This is a genomic window from Paenarthrobacter sp. TE3676 (assembly GCF_056279165.1).
This window is the reverse complement of record NZ_JBWBQU010000003.1, coordinates 81,653-100,551: the sequence shown is the minus strand read 5'-3', so window position 1 is coordinate 100,551 and position 18,899 is coordinate 81,653. Positions and strand designations below refer to the sequence as shown.

The following is an 18,899-nucleotide window of genomic DNA, read 5'->3' as shown; positions in this document are numbered from 1 at the left end:
CTCAACGCAGTTCCCGGCGATTGACTAGACTCAAGGCATGCCCGAGGAGAAGAACGCCGCCGTGGTCGCAGATGCCTTGGTGCAAAACACCGCGCAGCGGGACGCGGCAAAACAGGATCTCGTGCGGAAGCACGCTGGCGAAGCCGCCTTCTTCGACGTCGACAATACGTTGATGAAGGGCGCAAGCCTCTTCCACGTGGCGCGCAAAATGTACGAACGCAAAGCGTTCACACTTTCCCAGGCCGCCGGGTTCGCTTGGAAGCAGTTCAAGTTCGTCATGCGCGGCGAAAACATGGAAGACGTCCACTCTGTACGCGACTCCGCGCTGACCCTTGCTGCCGGCATCACTGTTGATGACATCAAGGCCTTGGGCGAAGAGGTCTATGACGAAATGATCGAGTCACGGATCTGGCCGGGAACCAAGGCGCTGGCAGAACAGCACCTTCGGGTCGGCCGGAAGGTGTGGCTCGTGACGGCTACGCCTATTGAGGTGGCCACTGTCATTTCCACCCGGCTCGGCCTAACCGGCGCCTTGGGCACAGTGGGTGAGGTCGACGAAGGTGTGTACACGGGGAAGCTCGTGGGGGACATCCTCCACGGACCTGCCAAGGCGATCGCGGTCCAACTCGTTGCCGATCGCGAGGGATTGGATCTGGACCATTGCTGGGCCTACAGCGACTCCGCCAACGACATTCCTTTGCTCACCATGGTGGGTCACCCCGTGGTGATCAACCCCGATGCGAAGCTTCGGCGGCACGCTCGTGAGAACAATTGGCCCGTTTACGATTTCCGCTCCGGACGCCGCGCGGCCACGCTCGGCCTCAAAGCCGCGACCGTCGGCGGAGCTGTGTATGGGCTGTGGCGCGGGTTCTCAAAGTTCCGTGGTCCCCGCATCTGACGCTCTCTCACATCCCTCGCGCTTAAACCCAACGCTCTCTCACATCCCTCGCGCATAAACCCAACGCTCTCTCACATCCCTCGCGCATAAACCCAACGCTCTCTCACATCCCTCGCGCATAAACCCAACGCTCTCTCACATCCTGCGTGGACCTCGATCAGCCTGTGGATAACTTCCGACGGCTCAAGGGTTTCTGGGCAAGAATGCCGGTATGCAGAATGCCGCACCACTTCCTCCCCGACTGACCGCAGCACCCTTCACCCTCGACGAGGCCGAGGCTGCAGGCCTAAAACGGTCGCGCTTATGGAATCGCGCCAAAATCGACGGGGTCAGCCGTGGCGTTTATCGGCCTTCCGATTGGGATTTCGAGCTGTCGGCGGCTGCAAGATCGCTGTCAGCTGCAACTCCCGGGGCATGGATTTCCCATGTAACCGCTGCCCGGATTCATGGCACATTTCTCCCACCTTGGTTGTCAGATTCCAACGAATTGCACCTCAGTAAGCCCAGGCATCTCCCCTCAGTGCGGCGTAAGGGAGTGATCGGACATACGGTAGTAGCCTCCGCGGATGAGATCGAGTACGTACAAGGCATCTGGATGAGCACTCGGTCGCGGACCTGGTTGGATCTCGCACGACGCCTGCCGCTTCCCGACCTCGTCTGCATGGGCGACCAGCTCATTCGCACTCCCAGGCCGGAGTTCGAAGAACGCGAGACTGCTTTCACCACGCTTGAGGCACTTCGCGATTTGGTGGGCAGACACAAGAATCTGCAGGGCGTTGTTCGGGCGAGAGAAGCACTCGACCTCATGCGGGTGGGCGCCGATTCCGCACCCGAGTCGCTGCTCCGCTTGGCGATGTTGGACGCGGGAATTCCCGAACCGGAACTGCAGGTGCAGCTCCGACAGAATGATCCGTTCTCCCCGTCCGCGGACCTGGGCTTTCGTGCTCGGCGAGTAGCCCTCCAGTACGACGGCGGTCATCACCACGAGCGGGAACAAATATTCAGCGATCGGCGGCGCGACAAAGCATTCGAAGCAGCAGGCTGGACGGTCCTCAAATTTGGCAAGAACGACTTGGCAGACAACTTTTCGGCAGCCACGCAGAAGATCAAAAGCGCTCTGCGATCAGCATGGCAGGATCCCGCGGTCAGTGCGGGCTTTTCCCGAGGGACATGAGAGAGCATCCCCACCAAACCCGAGGGACGTGAGAGAGCGTTGGGATGCAAAAATGCCCGCCACCTCGAGAGGCAACGGGCATTCACGCTTGATGAAGTATCTCTACTTCTTATTGCGGCGCTGGTGGCGAGTCTTACGAAGCAGCTTGCGGTGCTTCTTCTTGGCCATACGCTTGCGGCGCTTCTTAATAACTGAACCCACGAAAGTTCCTTACAAACTAGAAGTTCCTGTCTGTTGGAACAGATCCGCGGAAGCAGACAAGTACAACTGACAGATTCTTACATTGACGTAAAACGTTCCTTAACAGAGTACCGCTTCAAAGGGGCACCCCATGACCACGGTCCGCGGGACGGACTCATGAAACCCTCAGGCGGTCTCGGATTGCCCGTCCACCACGGCACCTTTGAGGTACTGGGCGACGGCCTCTTCAGGAACCCGGAAGGAACGGCCGAACCTTACGGCGGGCATTTCCCCTGAGTGGACCAAGCGATACACGGTCATTTTGGAAACACGCAGGACATCGGCCACCTCGGCCACCGTCATGAAACGCGCATTCGAGAAGTTAGTCTCCGCGGACATTTCCCATATTCCTTTGCTCTCAGACAGTAGGACACCCCCAGTGGAACGGTGTGCCGATGCTGAGCCATCAAACAACCATGTGCTAGATACTCTAGAGGCTGATGGTGCCAATGTGAAAGAGCCTCCAGTAACTTGGGGACAACCCCACGCTCGGGCTTCCGGATCTACGCCGCAACCACCGCACGACGCTTCCGTGCCGACGCTGCGAGCTGCTCCAACACAGAGGCCGTGACATCCCATTCCATGCAGGCATCCGTGACGCTCTGGCCGTAAACAAGCTCCTGCTCCCCCGCGAGCTGCTTGGCCACATCCAGGTTCTGCGCGCCTCCTACAAGGAAACTCTCCAGCATGACGCCGGCAATCGGCGAGGTCTCCCCCGCTTCGAGCTGCGCCCCGATTTCCAGTGCAACCTCGGCCTGCCGGTGATGGCTCTTGCCACTGTTGGCGTGGCTGGCATCCACGATCAAGCGCGGGTTCAGCCCCTTCGCTGCAAGCTTGGATGACGCAGCTGCCACATCGGCAGCGGAGTAGTTGGGACCCTTGCGTCCGCCGCGGAGGATCACGTGTGTGTCAGGGTTTCCGGACGTTGCAACGAGAGCCGCGCGGCCGTCGTCGTCGATTCCCAGGAAGGCCTGCTCAGCGGCGGAGGCACCGCAAGCGTCGATGGCCACCTGGAGATCGCCGTCGGTTCCATTCTTGAAGCCGATGGGCATGGACAGCCCGGATGCGAGCTGGCGATGGATCTGGCTCTCCGTGGTGCGGGCGCCGATCGCGCCCCAGGAGACGAGGTCAGCCATGTACTGCGGGCTGATGGGCTCCAGGAATTCGGTGGCCGTGGGCAAACCCAATGCGGTGACCTGCTTTAGGAATCCGCGGGCTGCGCGCAGGCCGGCGGCGATGTCGTGGCTGCCGTCCAGGTGGGGATCGTTGATGAGACCCTTCCAGCCCACAGTGGTGCGCGGCTTTTCGAAGTAGGTCCGCATGACGATCAGCAGGTCTTCTTTGTGCTTCTCGGCCTGGCTGACCAACCGGCGGGCGTATTCGAGACCAGCCTTGGGATCGTGGATGGAGCACGGGCCAACGATCACCAGGAGGCGATCGTCCACGCCGTCCATGATGGCGCGGACCTGGTCGCGGCCACGGTCGACGACGGCAGCCGAGCGGCCGTCGAGCGGCAACTCGGCGATGAGGTCCTGCGGGGCGGGAAGCGGCTCGAATCGGGCAACCCGCAGATTCGAAGTAGCGGGCTGAGCAGCGGCTCCGGATTCAGCGGAGTCGAGCGATGCGGTGGGTTCTGCGGCGATGCTGGTCATTTCTGGGTCCTGTTCCGGGATGCGGAGCGGGCCCCTTTTCAGAACCCGCCGGATATGGCGAAGGGCAGAGAATAATCTCTGCCCTGTTGGCTCTGAAGGAAAGTTGGATGCGTGTCAGTTAGACACGGGCCCCTCCAGAGCCAACGAAAAATACGCATACCAACGCTTAGTCATAGCCACACCATAACCGCGGCTCTTCACAGCAGGCAAATCGCGCCCATCAAGATGACAACAGTTTGCGCAGGAACTGCAACTGCTTGATCCAGTGGTGCTCCTGCCCGCCCTCGTGGTTGTTGAAACGGTAGACCTCAATGTCCTTCTCAGGCGCACCGCCGTGTCCTCGTGAGCCGGAGCCGTAGCTGTTGAAGCTGGCGAACACCGTTGACGGAGGGCAGATATCGTCCATCTGCGCAGCGGAGAACAGCGCCGGGACCGTGGCCGCGCGGCCCAGGTGGACACCGTCGAAGTAGTTCAGCACGGCCAGCATGGGCTCATACTTTTCGCGGTGCCGCCCCAAAAATCCCGCGATCTCGGGGTACGGGCCACGGGGAGTGATGTCGATCGCGCGGGGGAAGTCCTGCAGGAACGGGACGTCGGGCAGCGCGGCGATAACGCCGTCGAGCCTTCCGGCCGTCAGCCCGGCAGCAGCAACAGTGATGCCGCCACCCTGGCTGACGCCGGTCAGCACCACCTTGGAAGGGTCGACGGCGGGATGGTTCTGTGCCGCTTCTACCGCGCGGAAGGCGTCCACGTAGACCCGCCGGAAGTAGTAGTTGTCCTGGTGATCGGCACCCCGGGTCATGAGTCCGGCGTAGTTGATGCCACCGGCGGACGGGTGCGGATCCGGAGTGTCGCCGGCAACGCCACCGTAGCCTTGTCCGCGCGTGTCCATGATGAAGTGCACGTAACCTGCCTGCGCCCACCGGGTGTTCTGGTTGACCAGGCCCCTGCCACCGGAGTAGCCGATGTACTCCACAACCACGGGAAGCTGCTCCCCTGGCTCAAGCTGCGCGGGTACGTGTAGCCAGCCCTTGATGCGGTCTCCCCCGAAGCCGGAGAAAGTGACATCGAAAGTGTTGATCACACTGAGGTAGTTGTCCACCGGCTCAAATACCGCATCGAGCGGGAGTGCGCGGGCATCTGCGATGGTGCGGTCCCAGAACTCCTCGAAGTCGCCTGGTGCAGTTGCTGTGGAGGTGTAGGTGCGGAGCTGATCTAGGGGAAGGTCAAAGAGGGGCATGGTCCATTCCGGTTCAGGTGGGTCTGACTGGGCAGATTCAGGCTGGGGGGCGGGCTATTGCGTCCACTAGAGGACATCCTACGTCATCTGAAATCCAACAACTTGCAGCTGCTTGAATCGTTACATTTTGAGGGTCATCGAGCTAAACTGAACATAGCCAATCGCGGGAAAGCGCTTGCTGAGGTGTAGCCTAATCCCGCCCCACACTTTTGTGAAGACCCAGGCGACGGCGTCAGGCGCCATCGTTGCCGCCAGCCGAGGAGAGCCATGGACACCCAGTCCACCAGTAGTCCAACAACCTTCGGGACTCGCGCTGCCACCGGGACCACCCCTGCCAGGATCGCCCTCGTGGGAGTTCACGGTTTCGGTACGCACCATTTGCGGAACCTCGAACGGCTCAGCGACCAGGGCAGGGTGGACCTTGTTGCCGTGGCCGACCCCAATCCCCCGGCACCCAGAGATCTGCCAGCGACAACAGCCGTCCACGCGAACCTGGACGAGCTGCTGGCCGGCGAGCATCGTCCGAATGTCATCATCGTGGCAACCCCCATTCAGACCCATGCTCCGTTAGCCCTATCCGTGCTCGCGTCTCAGGCGGATCTGTATCTGGAGAAGCCCCCGGTTGCCTCCATGGGCGACTTCCTCCGTCTCCAGGAAGCGGCGGAGCAGGCTGGCCGAAGTGTCCAAATCGGCTTCCAAAGCCTCGGCTCCCGCGCCCTCGCTGCATTGGAAAAGCTGGCGGGCGGGGAATCCTCGGAAGAGCTGCCAAGCATCGGCAACCTGAAGGGGATAACTGCTACGGGCCGTTGGGTCCGGGATCGCGCCTATTACAAGCGCTCCCGATGGGCAGGCAAACGCAGCCTCGACGGCGTGGATGTGGTTGATGGCGTCGCCACCAACCCGTTGGCCCACGCAATCGCCACGGCGCTCCGCATCGCCGGAGCGCGGGAAGCGAAAGACCTCGCGTCTGTGGAGACGGATCTTTACCGCGCGAACGATATCGAAGCGGACGACACCTCCGTGATCCGCTTGCGCACCATTGGCGGTTTGCCCATCACGTGCGCCCTCACCCTCTGCGCCACCGAATCCGTGGAACCCTACGTCACACTCCACGGAACGGAAGGTTCGGCGGTATTCCACTACACGGAAGACCGCGTAACGGTCCACACGGAGGCGGGCGAAACTTCTCACACCTTCGGACGGGACGACCTCACGGAGAACCTTCTCCAGCACCTGTCAGAGGGCACGCCGCTGCTAAGCCCCCTCGATCACAGCGGCGCGTTCATGCGGGTTTTGGAAGCTATCCGCACAGCCGAGGCACCCGCGTTGATTCCCGGGGAATACGTCGAATGGGTAGGAACGGGCGAGCAAGCCCATGCGGTGATCCCGAACATCGAGGACATCCTGGAACGCGCCACCCGATCCCATGCCACCTTCTCCGAACTGGGGCTTCCTTGGGCGCGGCCGACCACCGCAGGCGCCGAGGCACTCTTCTCCCCCGGCACCACCCCGACCGACGCCGCTGCACTTCCCACCGCAGTCCTCCGCTCCGGAAGCAACCTCGAGCCCGGCCTCTCCCCGCGGCCTTACGTGCACCCGGTGTCCACACCAGCCGGCATCGTGGTCACGGACCACCTGCCCTCGGACCATGTGTGGCACCTTGGTGCGGGCTTCGCACTGCAGGACGTCAACGGGAGCAACTTCTGGGGTGGTCGCAGCTACCGCAGGACGGCCGGAAAGTACGTAGATTTGAAGGACCACGGCAGGATCGAGACAGCGAGTGTCGCACGGGAAGAAGACGCCACCACGCTTGACCTCAACTGGCTCGCATCCGACGGCAGCCTCGTCCTCAACGAACGGCGCTCCCTGAGCCGCACGCTCCTGGATGCGCGCACCTGGCGACTCGAGATCCAGACCCGGCTCACCGCCGTCGTGGATGTTTCCCTGGGCAGTCCCGGCTCCCATGGCGCGGCCGGGAGCGGTTATGGCGGCTTCTTCTGGCGTCTTCCAGTCAATGCTCCCTCGCGAGTCTTCTCCTCCACAGCCGAGGGCGAGCCTTCTGTTCACGGTTCCGTAGCGCCGTGGCTGGCTTGGGCGGGAGAGTTCGACGGCGGCCCTGCCACGCTGGTGTTTGGCGCACCTTCGGAGTCGGCGGACCCGTGGTTCGTCCGGTGCAGCGACTACCCGGCGGTGGGTTCTGCCTTGGCATGGGATGCCGCGCTGGTACTGGCGGCAGGGGCTTCCCTCACCCGTACCAACACTGTGTGGATCAGCGACGGAATCCTGGATATGGCCGCGATCGAGGGCTTGGTTTCAGGCAGATGAGTGCTCGCTGACGCGTTGTGAGGCCCGCCCTGCATGGTATTTGCCATGAATAGCCTGCAGAACGGGCCCCGCAACTCGAAGGCACGGTGTTTGGCAATTACCGGCGGCCCGCTAGGCGCGGCGGCGGGCCGAAAGGCGCCAGAGCAGGAAGCCAATCACGGCCGCGGACAGCATGCCCAACGCTCCCGTAACCACAAGCCCCGTGCGGACGCCGAAGTCCTCCGTGAGCCACCCGGCCAGCAAGCCACCCAAGGCATGGCCACCCAGCAGAAGCGGGAAGTACAGCGCCAGGACCCTGCCGCGCACGCTTGCTCCGGCCTCGAGCTGTACCGCAGTGGCTGCGCTCGTGAGGAACACCAGGGTCATGAAGCCCACGATTATGAGCATCACCACGAACCACTCCTGCGTGGGCATCAAGGCAGCGAGCGCTTGCGTCAGGCCGAAGAGCCCTGCACTGGCCACGATCCCCTTCCGCCCAAAGCGCTTAATCCGTGTTGCCACCAAGGCCCCTGCAAGAGCTCCCAGAGCGCTGACGGTGTTGAAGAGCCCAAAGCCGGCCGGTCCGCTATGCCACACTCCGTCCGCGAACGCTGCGAGAACAACCGGCCCGTTCATGCCGAAGGCACCCAATAAGCCCGCGAGCAGCATGGTCAACAGCAGGGGTGGGCGCGCTCGAACGAAGCGGAAACCCGCGAGGATCTGGCCTTTCCGGGCAGTGGGACCAGGCGCTTCCAAAGAATGGTGCAGCTCCCCCGGCCTGATGGACGCGATCATGACCAAGACAGATACGCCTATCAAAGCGTTGGCAGCGAAGGCCGCCGCCGGACCCGCTTGGGCAATGACCACGCCTGCCAGCGCAGGGCCAGCCATGGCTCCCAGCTGGCCTATTGCACTGTTCAGCCCGATGGCGGCGGGCAATCCTTGGTCGCCCACCACTTCGTTGACGAAAACCTGCCGGGCCGGTCCATCGATGGCGCTGGTGATGCCCAAGGCAATACAGGACGCATAGACCACCCAGACATCCGTGCCACCCATCGCATTCCACACGGCCAGGCCGGCGGCCAGTAACGCGGCGACGGATTGGCAGACCAGGAGGATGCGGCCTTTGGGGAAGAGGTCCACCAGGACGCCGCTGATGGGTCCCACCACCAGCATGGGCAGGAACTGCAGTGCAACGGCGAGGCCTACTGCGGCCGGACTGCCCGTTAGCTGTAGCACCAGCCAATCCTGGGCGAGCCGCTGCATCCAGACACCGCCACTCCCTACAAGGGAGAGGGTGACGAAGATCCGGTAGTTGTGGTGCCTCAGCGGGTAATGCCAGCTTTCCGTGGAACGGGCTCGCGGTGTAATGGATTTGGGGCGCGGTGGGAACGGGCGCGGCGACACGGAGGGTTCTGCTCGATTCAGCGGGTTGGGTCGGATCTCAACGATGGGAGCGGATTTTGATCGCAGCTGCGGAAAGGACCAGGGTCCCGGGAACGATGACGAACAGAGCCTGCAGCATCCAAACGAAGACAACAGTCATGAAAACTGCAGCAAGCAATAGCAGCGAACCGGTCCAGTCCCGCAATCCCTCAGCCTTGGCCTGCGAGTAGGCAAGCGCCCATCGCTCCGGGCCGGGAACGTCGGCGGGTTGCTGGTCAGCATCGCCACTCCAGTTGACGCCACCGCTCCAATTGGCAGCGATCCGCAGGAAGAGTACTGCGCCCGCTGCAGCCAAAATCAGCGTAGCGGGCAGGATCACCGCTCGGCCGGGCAGTTGACCCACCAGGGCGAGCAACAGGTTAAGGACAATCACGACGGCGGCTACCGCCGTCGTGATTCCCATCTTCCAGCTGCCGGGAAGCGCACGGCGGAAGTTCCCCCACAGGCTCCGGAGGGAATCGTCCCTCCCGCTGAGGTGCCTTTCCAGGTGCGCGACGCCGGCCGCATAGGCAGCCGGCGCCGTCACCAAGGGGACGGAGAGGAGGAGCACGATGACTCCCGCCAGGATGGTCTCGGCGAAGAGGGCAAAGCGGTTTACCGGGATCCCTGAAGACTTGCCTGTGGCGTTCATGGCGCTCATTCTCTGTTGTCCTTAGCCCTTGAGGCCCTGCGTCGAAACGCCTTCGACGATGTAGCGCTGGAAGACCAGGAAGAAGACCAGCACGGGCAGGAGCGCCAGAACGGACATGGCGATCATGGCTCCGTAGTCCGAGGACTGGGTCTGGTCGACGAAGAGTCGCAATGCGAGGGGCAGCGGGTACTTTTCGGGGGTGTTGAGGTAGAGCAGGGGGCCCAGGAAGTCGTTCCAGCTCCAGATGAAGGAGAAGATCGATGTGGAGATCAGGGCCGGTTTCATGAGCGGAAGCATGATCGATCCGAAGATCCTCACGTGTCCTGCGCCGTCGATGCGGGCTGCTTCGTCGAGTTCGGCCGGGAGGCCGCGCATGAACTGGACCATGAGGAAGACGAAGAACGCATCCGCGGCAAGGAACTTGCCGATCAGCAGCGGCACGTAGGTGTCCACCAGGCCAAGCTGCTGGAACACGATGTACTGCGGAATGATCACCACGTGGAACGGCAGGAGCAAGGTGGCGATCATCATGCCGAAGAACAGCCCTCGGCCGGGGAAGTTGATCCGGGCGAAGGCGTAGGCGGAAATGGACGCCGACAGGACGGTTCCCACCACGGCGCCGACGGCCAGGATCAGCGAGTTGGTAAAGAACGTCAGGGTGGAGACGCCGCCAATTCCTTCCATGGCCGTCACGAAGTTGTCGAAGCTGAAGTTGTTCGACCACAACGCGTTGTTGGCGCCGCCAATCTCGGAGTTCGGTTTGAAGGACGCGGAGATCATCCAGATGGCCGGGTAGAGGACCATCGCCACCAGTCCCAAGGCAACAATGTGGAAGATTGTGCTCTTGATGCGCTTGGCCGTGGTGGACTCGGACTTCGGGTTATACACCGGTGCCGCTGATGGTTTCGTGGGAGCGGGCTGGGTAGGTGTTGCCATGGTTGTCATTTCGAATCACCGCTGTAGTGGACCCAGGACTTGGAGGTCTTGAAGAAGATCAGCGTGATGACGCCGACCACGATCACCAGGAGCCAGGCCATTGCCGAGGCGTAGCCCATCCGGAAGTCGCTGAAACCGCGCAAGTACAGGTAGAGGGTGTAGAAGAGGGTGGAACCTGCCGGGCCGCCTTCACCGTTGGAGATGATGTAGGCCGAAGCGAAGATCTGGAATGCGTGGATGGTTTCCATCAGCAGGTTGAAGAAGATCACCGGGGAAAGCATGGGCCAGGTGATGTTCATGAACTTCCGGACCGGGCCGGCACCGTCCATCGACGCTGCTTCGTAGAGATCCGCCGGAATCTGCTTGAGGCCGGCCAGGAAGATCACCATGGGGGCACCGAACTGCCAAACGGTCAGCAGGATCATCATGGGCATGGTCATGGAAGGGTTGCCCACCCAACCACCGAGGTTGATCCCGAAGAACGACAAGCCCTGGTCCACGGGGCCGGCGTCACCGAACATCGCCTTCCAGACAATGGCGATGGACACGGACGCGCCGATCAGGGACGGTGCGTAGAAGGCGGACCGGTAGAAGCCCTGGCCCTTGCGCTTGCTGTTGAGCAACATGGCAATGGCCAAAGCGGCGGCGAGTTTCAGCGGGGTACCGAAGATGACGTAGTTCAGGGTCACGCCCACCGACTGCAGGAAACGCTCGTCCTGGAAGAGGGTGGTGTAGTTGTCCAGGCCGATCCACTTGGGAGCTTCGAAGAGGTTGTAGTTGGTGAAGGACAGGTACAGCGAGGAAATCATCGGGCCTACGGTCAGGGCGATGAATCCGAGCAGCCAGGGCAACAGGAAGGTGTAGCCGGCGCGGGCATCCGCGCCCCGCCGCCGCGACTTGCGCGGCTGCGGGGAGGCGGACGACGACGAGCGCCTGCTCAGGGTTGGGCTTTGAGTCACGAGATCAGTCCGTCAGTCGGGAAAGCCTGGATCAGACGCATGGGTCTGATCAGGCGTTCTGCTTGATGAGGTCTTCGGCTTCCTTGAACCAGGCATCGGCTGCGCCGTCCAGGGTCAGCTTGCCGTAGTTCAGTTCGGAACTGACACGCTTGAAGGAGGCTTCAAGCGTGCCGAAACCGACGATGGGGGGCTCGGGGGCGTCCTTGAGGTACTTCTCGATGGACTTCTCGTAGTCCACCACCAGCTTGTCCGTGCCTTCGAAGGTAGTGCCGTCGCGCTGCGTCTTCGACGCCGGGACACCGCGGGAGGTCTTGAAGATCTGGCCAACCTCGGGATCGTTGACCATGAAGTCTATGAAACGGGCAGCAGCATCCTTGTACTTGGTCTTGGCGCTGGCAACCATAAGCATGGAGGGCTTGAGGAACAGGCCCAGGTTGTCCGGATCATCAGACGGGACCGGCACCAGCTTGAGTTCCTTGGCACCGCTGTCTCCGAGGTAGCCGGCCATGAAGTTGTCCCACGTAACTTCACTGGCAGTGACGTTGGAACCCATGGCGGACTTGGGGGCAAGCTGGGTGACCCGCTCTTCAGGAACGAGTGCGGGGGTGCCGCGAAGCTCGGCGGTAGTGTTCCACCACTTCTTGAGGTCGTCCTTGGTGAAGCCCAGCTTGCCATCGTCCGTGAATGCCTGGATGTTGTTCTGGCGCAGCCAGATGTTGAACATCCACCACACCCCGGTGTAGTCAGTGCCGCCGTAGAACGCTCCGTTGCCCTTCTGTCCTACCTCGAGCATGAATGCGTTGAACTCTTTGTAGGTCCACTGTCCATCCGGCTCGGCGATGCCCAGGCTCTGGAGCTTGGCGGGATCGTAGTAAACCGCGAAGGCGTTCGTGCTGGTGGGGATGCCGTAGGTCTTGCCGCGGATCTGCCCCGAGGGGAGCAGGGACTTATCGAAGGCTTCCGTGTTGATTTTCACGGTGCCCAGGTCAAGCAGCTGGTTCCGCTGGCCGTAATCACGCAGGTAGGAAAGGTCCCACTGCATGACGTCCGGCAGGCCGCCGCCGGCAGCTTCGGTAGCGCGCTTCTGCCAATAACCGGCGAAGTCAGTGAAATTTCCGTTCACCTTGATATCCGGGTTCTTGGACTCGAACAGGGCAATCGCCTTGCGGGTACGCTCCGCCCGGTCGTCGTTGCCCCACCAGGTGTAGTTGATGGTGACGGGGTTCTCCGCGGAGCCCGTCTGTCCCGCGGATGAGGACGGGCCACAAGCAGAGAGGAACGCGGCAGATGCAGTGCCGAGAGCCACCGTGGTGAGGAATTTCCTTCTATCGATCATGAGAGCCTCCTTGCTCAGTTGGTGCAAGCATCCAAGTTCTCTACAACGCGGCAGTGATCTCGCTTACACTCGTTCTGAATCGATACAATATCCCTAATCGCGAAAGTGGGCAAGCGTTTTCCAAAGATCGCAATTTCACCGATACGCTGCACTCATATCTTCAGTAGCATCAGTACCAGCACTGCCAACCCGACGAAGGAGTCTCCTTGACCTCCCCCGAAATCCCCCGCAGTCCGTCCGTCTGGAACAGTCTCGACGGCCTCGCTTACGGCGGCGACTACAACCCGGAGCAGTGGCCGAAAGACATCCGGCTCGAGGACATCGAGCTCATGAAAGAGGCCGGCGTCAACTTTCTCAGCGTCGGCATTTTCTCGTGGGGCCTCTTGGAGCCCACTGAAGGGCACTACGATTTCGGCTGGTTGGACGATGTCATGGACAACCTTCACAGGGCCGGCATCAAGGTGGCACTGGCAACAGCCACTGCTTCTCCCCCTGCTTGGCTGGCCCGCAAATACCCTGAGATTCTCCCCATCACCGCGGAAGGAACCAGGCTGGAGCGGGGCTCACGACGCCACTACACGCCGTCGTCGGCCGTGTACCGCAGGTACGCCACCGCCATGACCCGTGCGCTCGCCGAGCGATACAAAAATCACCCGGGCCTGGCGCTCTGGCACGTGGACAACGAACTTGGCTGCCACGTTGGCGAGTTCCATGGCGAAGAAGATGCCGCCGCTTTCCGGGCGTGGCTGGAACGACGATACGGCTCCATCGAAGCCCTCAACGAGGCCTGGGGTACGGCGTTTTGGTCGCAGCACTACGCTTCCTTCGGGGAAATCATCCCACCGGGGGCCGCGCCCACCACCCTCAATCCCGGGCAGCAGCTGGACTTCGCACGCTTCAACTCCTGGGCCTTCATCGACTACTACCGCGAGCTGCTGGCCGTCATCCGCGAGGTCACCCCCAACATCCCGGCAACCACCAACTTCATGGTCTCCAGCGCCACCAAAGCCCTGGACTACTTCGACTGGTCCAAAGACATGGACGTGATCGCCAACGACCACTACCTCGTGGCTGCGGACCCGGAGCGCGAAATCGAGCTCGCTTTCAGCGCCGACCTCACCCGCGGGGTGGCGGGCGGCGAGCCGTGGATCCTCATGGAGCATTCGACGTCGGCGGTGAACTGGCAACCGCATAACCAGCCCAAGATGCCTGGCGAAATGCTCCGCAACTCGCTGACGCACGTAGCCCGCGGCGCCGATGCCGTCATGTTCTTCCAGTGGCGGCAAAGCAAGGCCGGCTCGGAGAAGTTCCACTCGGCCATGGTGCCCCACGGCGGCCGTGACACGCAGGTGTGGCGGAACGTGGTGGATCTCGGCGATACGTTGTCCAAGCTGGAACCAGTCAAGGGCTCCCGCGTGGAATCCCGGGTTGCGGTCGTGTTCGATTACGAAGCCTGGTGGGCTTCGGAGTTGGATTCGCACCCGAACAACTCGCTGAAATACCTCGATGCCATGCGCGCCTTCCACCGCTCCTTGTACCTGCGCGGGATCACTGCGGACTTCGTGCACCCGTCGTCGGATCTGTCCGGCTATGACCTCATTTTGGTGTGCACCTTGTACTCCGTGACGGACACCGCGGCTACCTCGATTGCTTCCGCAGCTGAGGCTGGTGCCACGGTGCTCATCAGCTACTTCAGTGGCATCGTGGACGAGCGGGACCACGTGCGGCTTGGCGGCTACCCGGGCGCCTTCCGCGAACTATTGGGGGTACGGAGCGAGGAATTCCACCCGCTCTTCCCCGGCACGTCGGTCACGTTGAGCGACGGAACAGTATTTGAACCCGGAACAGCCGGAACCGTGTGGAGCGAGCACGTACACGCCTCCCCGGGCACGGAGGTTCTGGCAACTTTCACCGACTACCCGCTCCACGGCGTCCCGGCCCTGACCCGGCGAACCGTCGGATCAGGTTCGGCCTGGTACCTCGCCACGCTTCCCGACGCCGATGGTCTCGACTCGCTGACCGCCCGGCTCGTGGAGGAAGCAGGGGTGACGGCCGCGACCGAGGTGTCTTCCGGCGTCGAACTTGTCCGGCGGCGCGCCGCTGACGGCCACAGCTTCCTGTTCGCCATCAACCACGGGCAGGAAGACGTTACCGTGAAGGCCGACGGCGGCGAACTGCTCAGCGGTGCACGCTTCACCGGCGTTGTCCCCGCCGGAGCCGTGGCCGTCATCGCGGAAGACTGACCCAAGTATGTAGCAGATCATGCCGTTATGACGCGTCATAACGGCATCATCTGCTACCTAGTTGGGTGGGCACGCGAAACGGTGGGCCCACGAAAAACCGCGCCCCGGGCGGATCACGAATGATTCGCCCGGGGCGCGGTTTCCGTTTTGAAGGGGCTAGCTAATGGCGGACTTCATTTCGTCCACGGCCTTCTTGCCTGCTTCTTCCGCCGAGAGCCTGTTGAACATGACCTCGGAGGTGTACCGCTTGATGATCTCCTGGATGGCGCCTGCGCCCTTCGGCGGGGCTGCCGGAGCCTCCCCGAGTTCTTCCTTGATGGCGCCGATGAAGTCGACCACCTTTACGTCTGCCTTGGCCAGCTTGGGAGCAATTGCCTCGCGGACCTCAGAGTTCGGATACACGCCGCGATCAGCAAGGAGGATCTCGCCGGCCTTGACGTTGTTGGTGAGGAAATCGATGAACTTTGCCGTCTCTTCAGGGTGCTTGGTCCGGGAGGAAGCGGACCAGAACTGCGATGCCTTGTACCAAAGCCCGGCATCTTCGGCCTTACCCGTCTTGGACGGGAACCGGAGGATCTGCAGCTCGCCGCCGGCAGCCTTTTCGAGTGCCGGAAGCTGGTTGGACCACCAGAACGCCATGCCGTTCTTACCCGTGGCCAGTCCGCTCTGATCCAGCGGCGCAGCCTCAGCTTCAACGATTTCCGAGGCGGTGGGTACCGCCTTGTTTTCGCTCATCTGCTTCAGAAATTCCCAGTAGCCCTTGATGTCCGAGGGCTCGAAGCCAAGCTTGCCATCCGAGGTGTAAAGCGACTTGCCGTTCTGCCGCAGCCACACGCCAAGGGAGGCTTCATCCGTTCCGTAGGCAGCCGCGCCGTACGTTCCCTTCGGGGATTTGGCGGTGACCTCGGCCGCAATGCGTTCGAAGTCCTCCCAGGTCCATGTCTTGTCGTCAGGAAGCGGGACGCCCGCGGCTTGGAAGACTGCCGGGTTGGCGAGGATGGTGGCGGCATTGATACCCGCGGCTATGCCGGTCAGCCCGTCCTCGCCCTTGCCTGCGTTCAACGCGGCCTCATCCAGCTTGGACGTATCGATGTCGTACTTGGAGAGGTCCAGTAGTGCGCCGCGGGTGGAGTACTCCGTGATGTACTTTTCGTCCATCTGAATGATGTCCGGAGCGTCGTTGGCTGCAACCTGGGTGGCCAACTTGTCCCAGTAGCCACTCCAATCGCCGTACTCGGGCTTGATCTTGATGTTGGGGTTTTCGGCTTCGAAGGCGGCAATTGCTTCCTGCGTCAGCTGTGCACGCTTGTCCCCGCCCCACCATGAAAAGCGGAGCTCCACCTTGCCATCGGCACTCTTTGCTTCCGGCCCTCCGCCGCCACCGCAGGCGGTGAGGGCGAGAACTGCTGCAGCTGTGGCCGCAACGAGGGCGGAGGCACGGAGCCTGCGGTTGGACTTGGGCGCTGATGCGCGGGTTTTCGAGGCACCTGCGGGGGCGGCTGCCTCACCGTTTGGATTTACCGGCACTGTTGTCTCCGATCTTCTTTGATCTCGATGCGAACTGAGAAAGCGTTTTCCCGTTGCGATGATGATACAAGTCACAATCTTGTATTACAAGACACCGACTTGTTCTAGTTGTTTTATTTGATGCCTGTGGTGGCGATGCCCTTAATGAGGAACCGCTGGCCGAAGAGGAAGACCAGGAACACGGGGAGCAGGGACACAATGGACATCGCGAAGAGCGATCCCCAGCTGGTTGCCGACTGTGAGTCGACGAACGCCCGAAGAGCAACAGGAACTGTGAACATGTCCGGGTCCGTGAGGTAGATCAGGGCGCCGAAGAAGTCGTTCCAGGTCCAGATGAACGTGAAGATGGTGGTGGTGGCCAGGGCCGGAACCATCAGGGGCAGGATGACGCGGAGGAAGATCCTGGGGTGGCCGGCACCGTCAATGCGGGCTGCCTCATCAAGGTCTTTCGGAATGCCCCGAATGAACTGGACCATCAGGAACACGAAGAACGCGTCCGTCGCAAGGAGTTTGGGCACAATGAGCGGCCAGAAGGTATTCACCCAGCCGATCTGCGAGAACAGGATGTACTGAGGGACGATCACCACGTGGAACGGAAGCATGATGGTCAGCAGCATGATGCCGAAGAAAATCTTCTTGCCGCTGAACTGCAGGCGGGCGAAAGCATAGGCAGCCATGGAGCAGGAGATCAGGTTGCCAAGGATCGAGCCGAGGACCACGATCGCCGAGTTGACCATGTAGTGCCCGAACGGGTGCGTCAGGGCGGACCAGCCATCGGTGTAGTTGCTCATCTCCAGGCTCTCGAGCCACAGGCCGGGTTCGCGGAAGATGAGGTCGTTTTGTCGCAGGGAGGAAACTACCATCCACAGCAGCGGGTAGATCATCACCCCGCCCACGATGATCAGGATGGCGTGCTTCACCAGGCCCTTGATTCGGGCGCTGCGGCTGAAGGCCAGGCTGCCTGGAGATTCGCGGCGTCGCGGGCTCTTGCCGTCCTTCCCTGAGGAGGAATCAGAGGCGGCGGGGAGGGTCTGGAGTTTAGTCATCGTAGAACACCCAATACTTTGAAGCGATGAAGTTGATGGCGGTGAAGACACCGATGATGACCAGCAGGAACCAGGCCATCGCTGAGGCGTAGCCCATATCAAACTGGCCGAAGCCCTTTTGGTACAGGTACAGGGTGAAGAACATGGTGGAGTCGGACGGGCCGCCGTTGCCGCCGGAGACGATGAACGCCTGCGTGAACGACTGGAACGATCCGATGATCTGAAGCACCAGGTTGAAGAAGATGATGGGGCTCAGCATCGGGAGGGTGATCCGCCAGAACTGCTGCAGCGTGGTGGCACCGTCAACCTTGGCTGCTTCGTAATACATCACGGGTATCTGCCGAAGGCCGGCCAGGAAAATGATCATGGGGCTGCCAAAGGTCCACACGTGCAGCAGGATGATGGAACCCAGGGCGGTATTGGGGTCAGAGATCCAACCGGGTCCCTCAATGCCAATCATCGCCAGGACCTGGTTCACCAGGCCGGTGGTGCCGAAAATCTGCTTCCAGAGGATGGCAACTGCCACCGATCCGCCCAGCAGGGACGGCAAGTAGAAAATGGAGCGGTAGAACGGCAGCCCGCGCAACCCCTTGTCCAGGACCAGGGCAATCAGCAAGGCCACGCCCAACTGGAGCGGCACACCCACCAGCACGTACGTGAACGTGACGCGGAGCGAGTTGTGGAGGCGGGCATCACCGAACATGCGGACGAAGTTATCCAGCCCCACCCATTCCGGCGGCTGCAGGAGGTTGTAGTCCGTGAAGGACAAGTACAACGACATCAGCATGGGGCCCACTGTGATGGCGACCAGGCCAATCAGCCACGGAAGGAGGAAAATGTAGGCGGCTTTGTTGTCGCGGCCGTTCGCCTTCTTCTCTTCTTTGGACATGGGACCCTTGCGCCGGGTCATCGTGGAGAGTTCGCCTATAGCGCTCATTGCTTCCCCCTCGCCGGAGCGCGAACGCCTTGCGGCGTCCCCGTGCGTAGTACAGCGGCCATGTGGTCTCCTTTGGTCATCGTGGCCATCCACGGAATACAAGTGTGGTTGGTGCTTGCCGTCCAGGACGCCGCCATTGGTGTGGCGCTACCCCTTGGAAGCACCAGGCTCAGGTCCCGGTGTTCAGCGGCTCCGTACCAAAGTAAACGTTTTCTTGACCCATGTACAGCCTTTTGCTAATTTTTGAGAAAGCGTTTTCTTGCAGAGCTGCTTGAACGTGTTTTCCACGCTGAAGAAACCCGGCGTGCGCTTCCGCACACCCTTCCGCAT

Annotated in this window: 16 protein-coding genes; 4 read left to right on the top strand and 12 right to left on the bottom strand. The window is 61.7% G+C overall.

Annotated features, from left to right (window positions below; genetic code table 11):
* Positions 1-37 precede the first annotated feature (37 nt).
* Both ACZ881_RS08035 and ACZ881_RS08030 read left to right on the top strand, forming a co-directional pair.
* The gene (locus ACZ881_RS08035; RefSeq protein ID WP_091470483.1) at positions 38-898 is read left to right on the top strand and encodes an HAD family hydrolase; all 861 of its coding nucleotides are present in this window, start codon (positions 38-40) and stop codon (positions 896-898) included.
* Between the two features lie 595 nt (positions 899-1,493).
* On the top strand, positions 1,494-2,072 hold the full coding sequence (locus ACZ881_RS08030) for an endonuclease domain-containing protein (RefSeq protein ID WP_420178921.1): 579 nt from the start codon (positions 1,494-1,496) through the stop codon (positions 2,070-2,072).
* Positions 2,073-2,174: 102 nt separating this feature from the next.
* On the opposite strand, the gene ACZ881_RS08025 is transcribed toward ACZ881_RS08030, so the two are convergent.
* From ACZ881_RS08025 to ACZ881_RS08010, 4 genes are all read right to left on the bottom strand, one after another.
* Positions 2,175-2,273: a 30S ribosomal protein bS22 gene (locus ACZ881_RS08025; RefSeq protein WP_003792170.1), complete on the bottom strand. Its 99-nt coding sequence runs from the start codon at positions 2,271-2,273 to the stop codon at positions 2,175-2,177.
* 165 nt (positions 2,274-2,438) lie between these two features.
* On the bottom strand, positions 2,439-2,651 hold the full coding sequence (locus tag ACZ881_RS08020; protein WP_017199160.1) for a helix-turn-helix domain-containing protein: 213 nt from the start codon (positions 2,649-2,651) through the stop codon (positions 2,439-2,441).
* A 164-nt stretch (positions 2,652-2,815) separates the two neighbouring features.
* Entirely contained in the window at positions 2,816-3,964 is a 1,149-nt protein-coding gene (locus ACZ881_RS08015; RefSeq protein ID WP_091470478.1) for a 3-deoxy-7-phosphoheptulonate synthase, read from the bottom strand.
* Positions 3,965-4,184: 220 nt separating this feature from the next.
* Complete coding sequence (locus ACZ881_RS08010; RefSeq protein ID WP_476114038.1) at positions 4,185-5,204, bottom strand: acetylxylan esterase; 1,020 nt, start codon at positions 5,202-5,204, stop codon at positions 4,185-4,187.
* Between the two features lie 267 nt (positions 5,205-5,471).
* Between ACZ881_RS08010 and ACZ881_RS08005 the strand changes: the two genes are divergently transcribed.
* Positions 5,472-7,529, top strand: coding sequence for a DUF6807 family protein (locus ACZ881_RS08005; RefSeq protein WP_476114036.1), 2,058 nt, complete (start codon positions 5,472-5,474; stop codon positions 7,527-7,529).
* Between the two features lie 111 nt (positions 7,530-7,640).
* On the opposite strand, the gene ACZ881_RS08000 is transcribed toward ACZ881_RS08005, so the two are convergent.
* The 5 genes from ACZ881_RS08000 to ACZ881_RS07980 are packed head-to-tail and all read right to left on the bottom strand — an operon-like array spanning position 7,641 to position 12,816.
* Positions 7,641-8,915: an MFS transporter gene (locus tag ACZ881_RS08000; RefSeq protein ID WP_476114033.1), complete on the bottom strand. Its 1,275-nt coding sequence runs from the start codon at positions 8,913-8,915 to the stop codon at positions 7,641-7,643.
* Between the two features lie 37 nt (positions 8,916-8,952).
* Positions 8,953-9,594, bottom strand: coding sequence for a Poxvirus protein I5 (locus tag ACZ881_RS07995; RefSeq protein ID WP_476114031.1), 642 nt, complete (start codon positions 9,592-9,594; stop codon positions 8,953-8,955).
* Positions 9,595-9,606: 12 nt separating this feature from the next.
* Positions 9,607-10,530: a carbohydrate ABC transporter permease gene (locus ACZ881_RS07990; RefSeq protein ID WP_091470471.1), complete on the bottom strand. Its 924-nt coding sequence runs from the start codon at positions 10,528-10,530 to the stop codon at positions 9,607-9,609.
* Positions 10,527-11,480, bottom strand: a complete 954-nt coding sequence (locus ACZ881_RS07985) for a carbohydrate ABC transporter permease (protein ID WP_091470469.1) — start codon at positions 11,478-11,480, stop codon at positions 10,527-10,529. The genes ACZ881_RS07990 and ACZ881_RS07985 overlap by 4 nt, the downstream gene beginning before the upstream one ends.
* Positions 11,481-11,529: 49 nt before the next feature.
* Positions 11,530-12,816: an ABC transporter substrate-binding protein gene (locus tag ACZ881_RS07980; RefSeq protein ID WP_091470467.1), complete on the bottom strand. Its 1,287-nt coding sequence runs from the start codon at positions 12,814-12,816 to the stop codon at positions 11,530-11,532.
* Between the two features lie 206 nt (positions 12,817-13,022).
* Here ACZ881_RS07980 and ACZ881_RS07975 point away from each other — a divergent pair, with 206 nt between their 5' ends.
* Positions 13,023-15,059 (top strand): beta-galactosidase, encoded by a 2,037-nt coding sequence (locus ACZ881_RS07975; RefSeq protein WP_476114028.1) that lies wholly within the window; start codon positions 13,023-13,025, stop codon positions 15,057-15,059.
* 156 nt (positions 15,060-15,215) lie between these two features.
* Here ACZ881_RS07975 and ACZ881_RS07970 read toward each other — a convergent pair whose 3' ends face one another.
* The 3 genes from ACZ881_RS07970 to ACZ881_RS07960 form a co-directional block, all read right to left on the bottom strand.
* Positions 15,216-16,586, bottom strand: a complete 1,371-nt coding sequence (locus tag ACZ881_RS07970) for an ABC transporter substrate-binding protein (protein ID WP_476114025.1) — start codon at positions 16,584-16,586, stop codon at positions 15,216-15,218.
* 113 nt (positions 16,587-16,699) lie between these two features.
* Positions 16,700-17,632 (bottom strand): carbohydrate ABC transporter permease, encoded by a 933-nt coding sequence (locus ACZ881_RS07965; protein ID WP_178995173.1) that lies wholly within the window; start codon positions 17,630-17,632, stop codon positions 16,700-16,702.
* Positions 17,625-18,569 (bottom strand): carbohydrate ABC transporter permease, encoded by a 945-nt coding sequence (locus tag ACZ881_RS07960; protein ID WP_091470463.1) that lies wholly within the window; start codon positions 18,567-18,569, stop codon positions 17,625-17,627. Before ACZ881_RS07960 ends, ACZ881_RS07965 begins: the two co-directional genes overlap by 8 nt.
* Positions 18,570-18,899: the final 330 nt, after the last annotated feature.

Excerpts from the sequence above, each read along its gene's own strand:
- ACZ881_RS08035 (WP_091470483.1), top strand. The coding sequence starts at position 38 with ATGCCCGAGGAGAAGAACGCCGCCGTGGTCGCAGATGCCTTGGTGCAA.
- ACZ881_RS08030 (WP_420178921.1), top strand. The coding sequence starts at position 1,494 with ATGAGCACTCGGTCGCGGACCTGGTTGGATCTCGCACGACGCCTGCCG.
- ACZ881_RS08020 (WP_017199160.1), bottom strand. The coding sequence starts at position 2,651 with ATGTCCGCGGAGACTAACTTCTCGAATGCGCGTTTCATGACGGTGGCC.
- ACZ881_RS08015 (WP_091470478.1), bottom strand. The coding sequence starts at position 3,964 with ATGACCAGCATCGCCGCAGAACCCACCGCATCGCTCGACTCCGCTGAA.
- ACZ881_RS08010 (WP_476114038.1), bottom strand. The coding sequence starts at position 5,204 with ATGCCCCTCTTTGACCTTCCCCTAGATCAGCTCCGCACCTACACCTCC.
- ACZ881_RS08005 (WP_476114036.1), top strand. The coding sequence starts at position 5,472 with ATGGACACCCAGTCCACCAGTAGTCCAACAACCTTCGGGACTCGCGCT.
- ACZ881_RS07995 (WP_476114031.1), bottom strand. The coding sequence starts at position 9,594 with ATGAGCGCCATGAACGCCACAGGCAAGTCTTCAGGGATCCCGGTAAAC.
- ACZ881_RS07990 (WP_091470471.1), bottom strand. The coding sequence starts at position 10,530 with ATGACAACCATGGCAACACCTACCCAGCCCGCTCCCACGAAACCATCA.
- ACZ881_RS07980 (WP_091470467.1), bottom strand. The coding sequence starts at position 12,816 with ATGATCGATAGAAGGAAATTCCTCACCACGGTGGCTCTCGGCACTGCA.
- ACZ881_RS07965 (WP_178995173.1), bottom strand. The coding sequence starts at position 17,632 with ATGACTAAACTCCAGACCCTCCCCGCCGCCTCTGATTCCTCCTCAGGG.
- ACZ881_RS07960 (WP_091470463.1), bottom strand. The coding sequence starts at position 18,569 with ATGAGCGCTATAGGCGAACTCTCCACGATGACCCGGCGCAAGGGTCCC.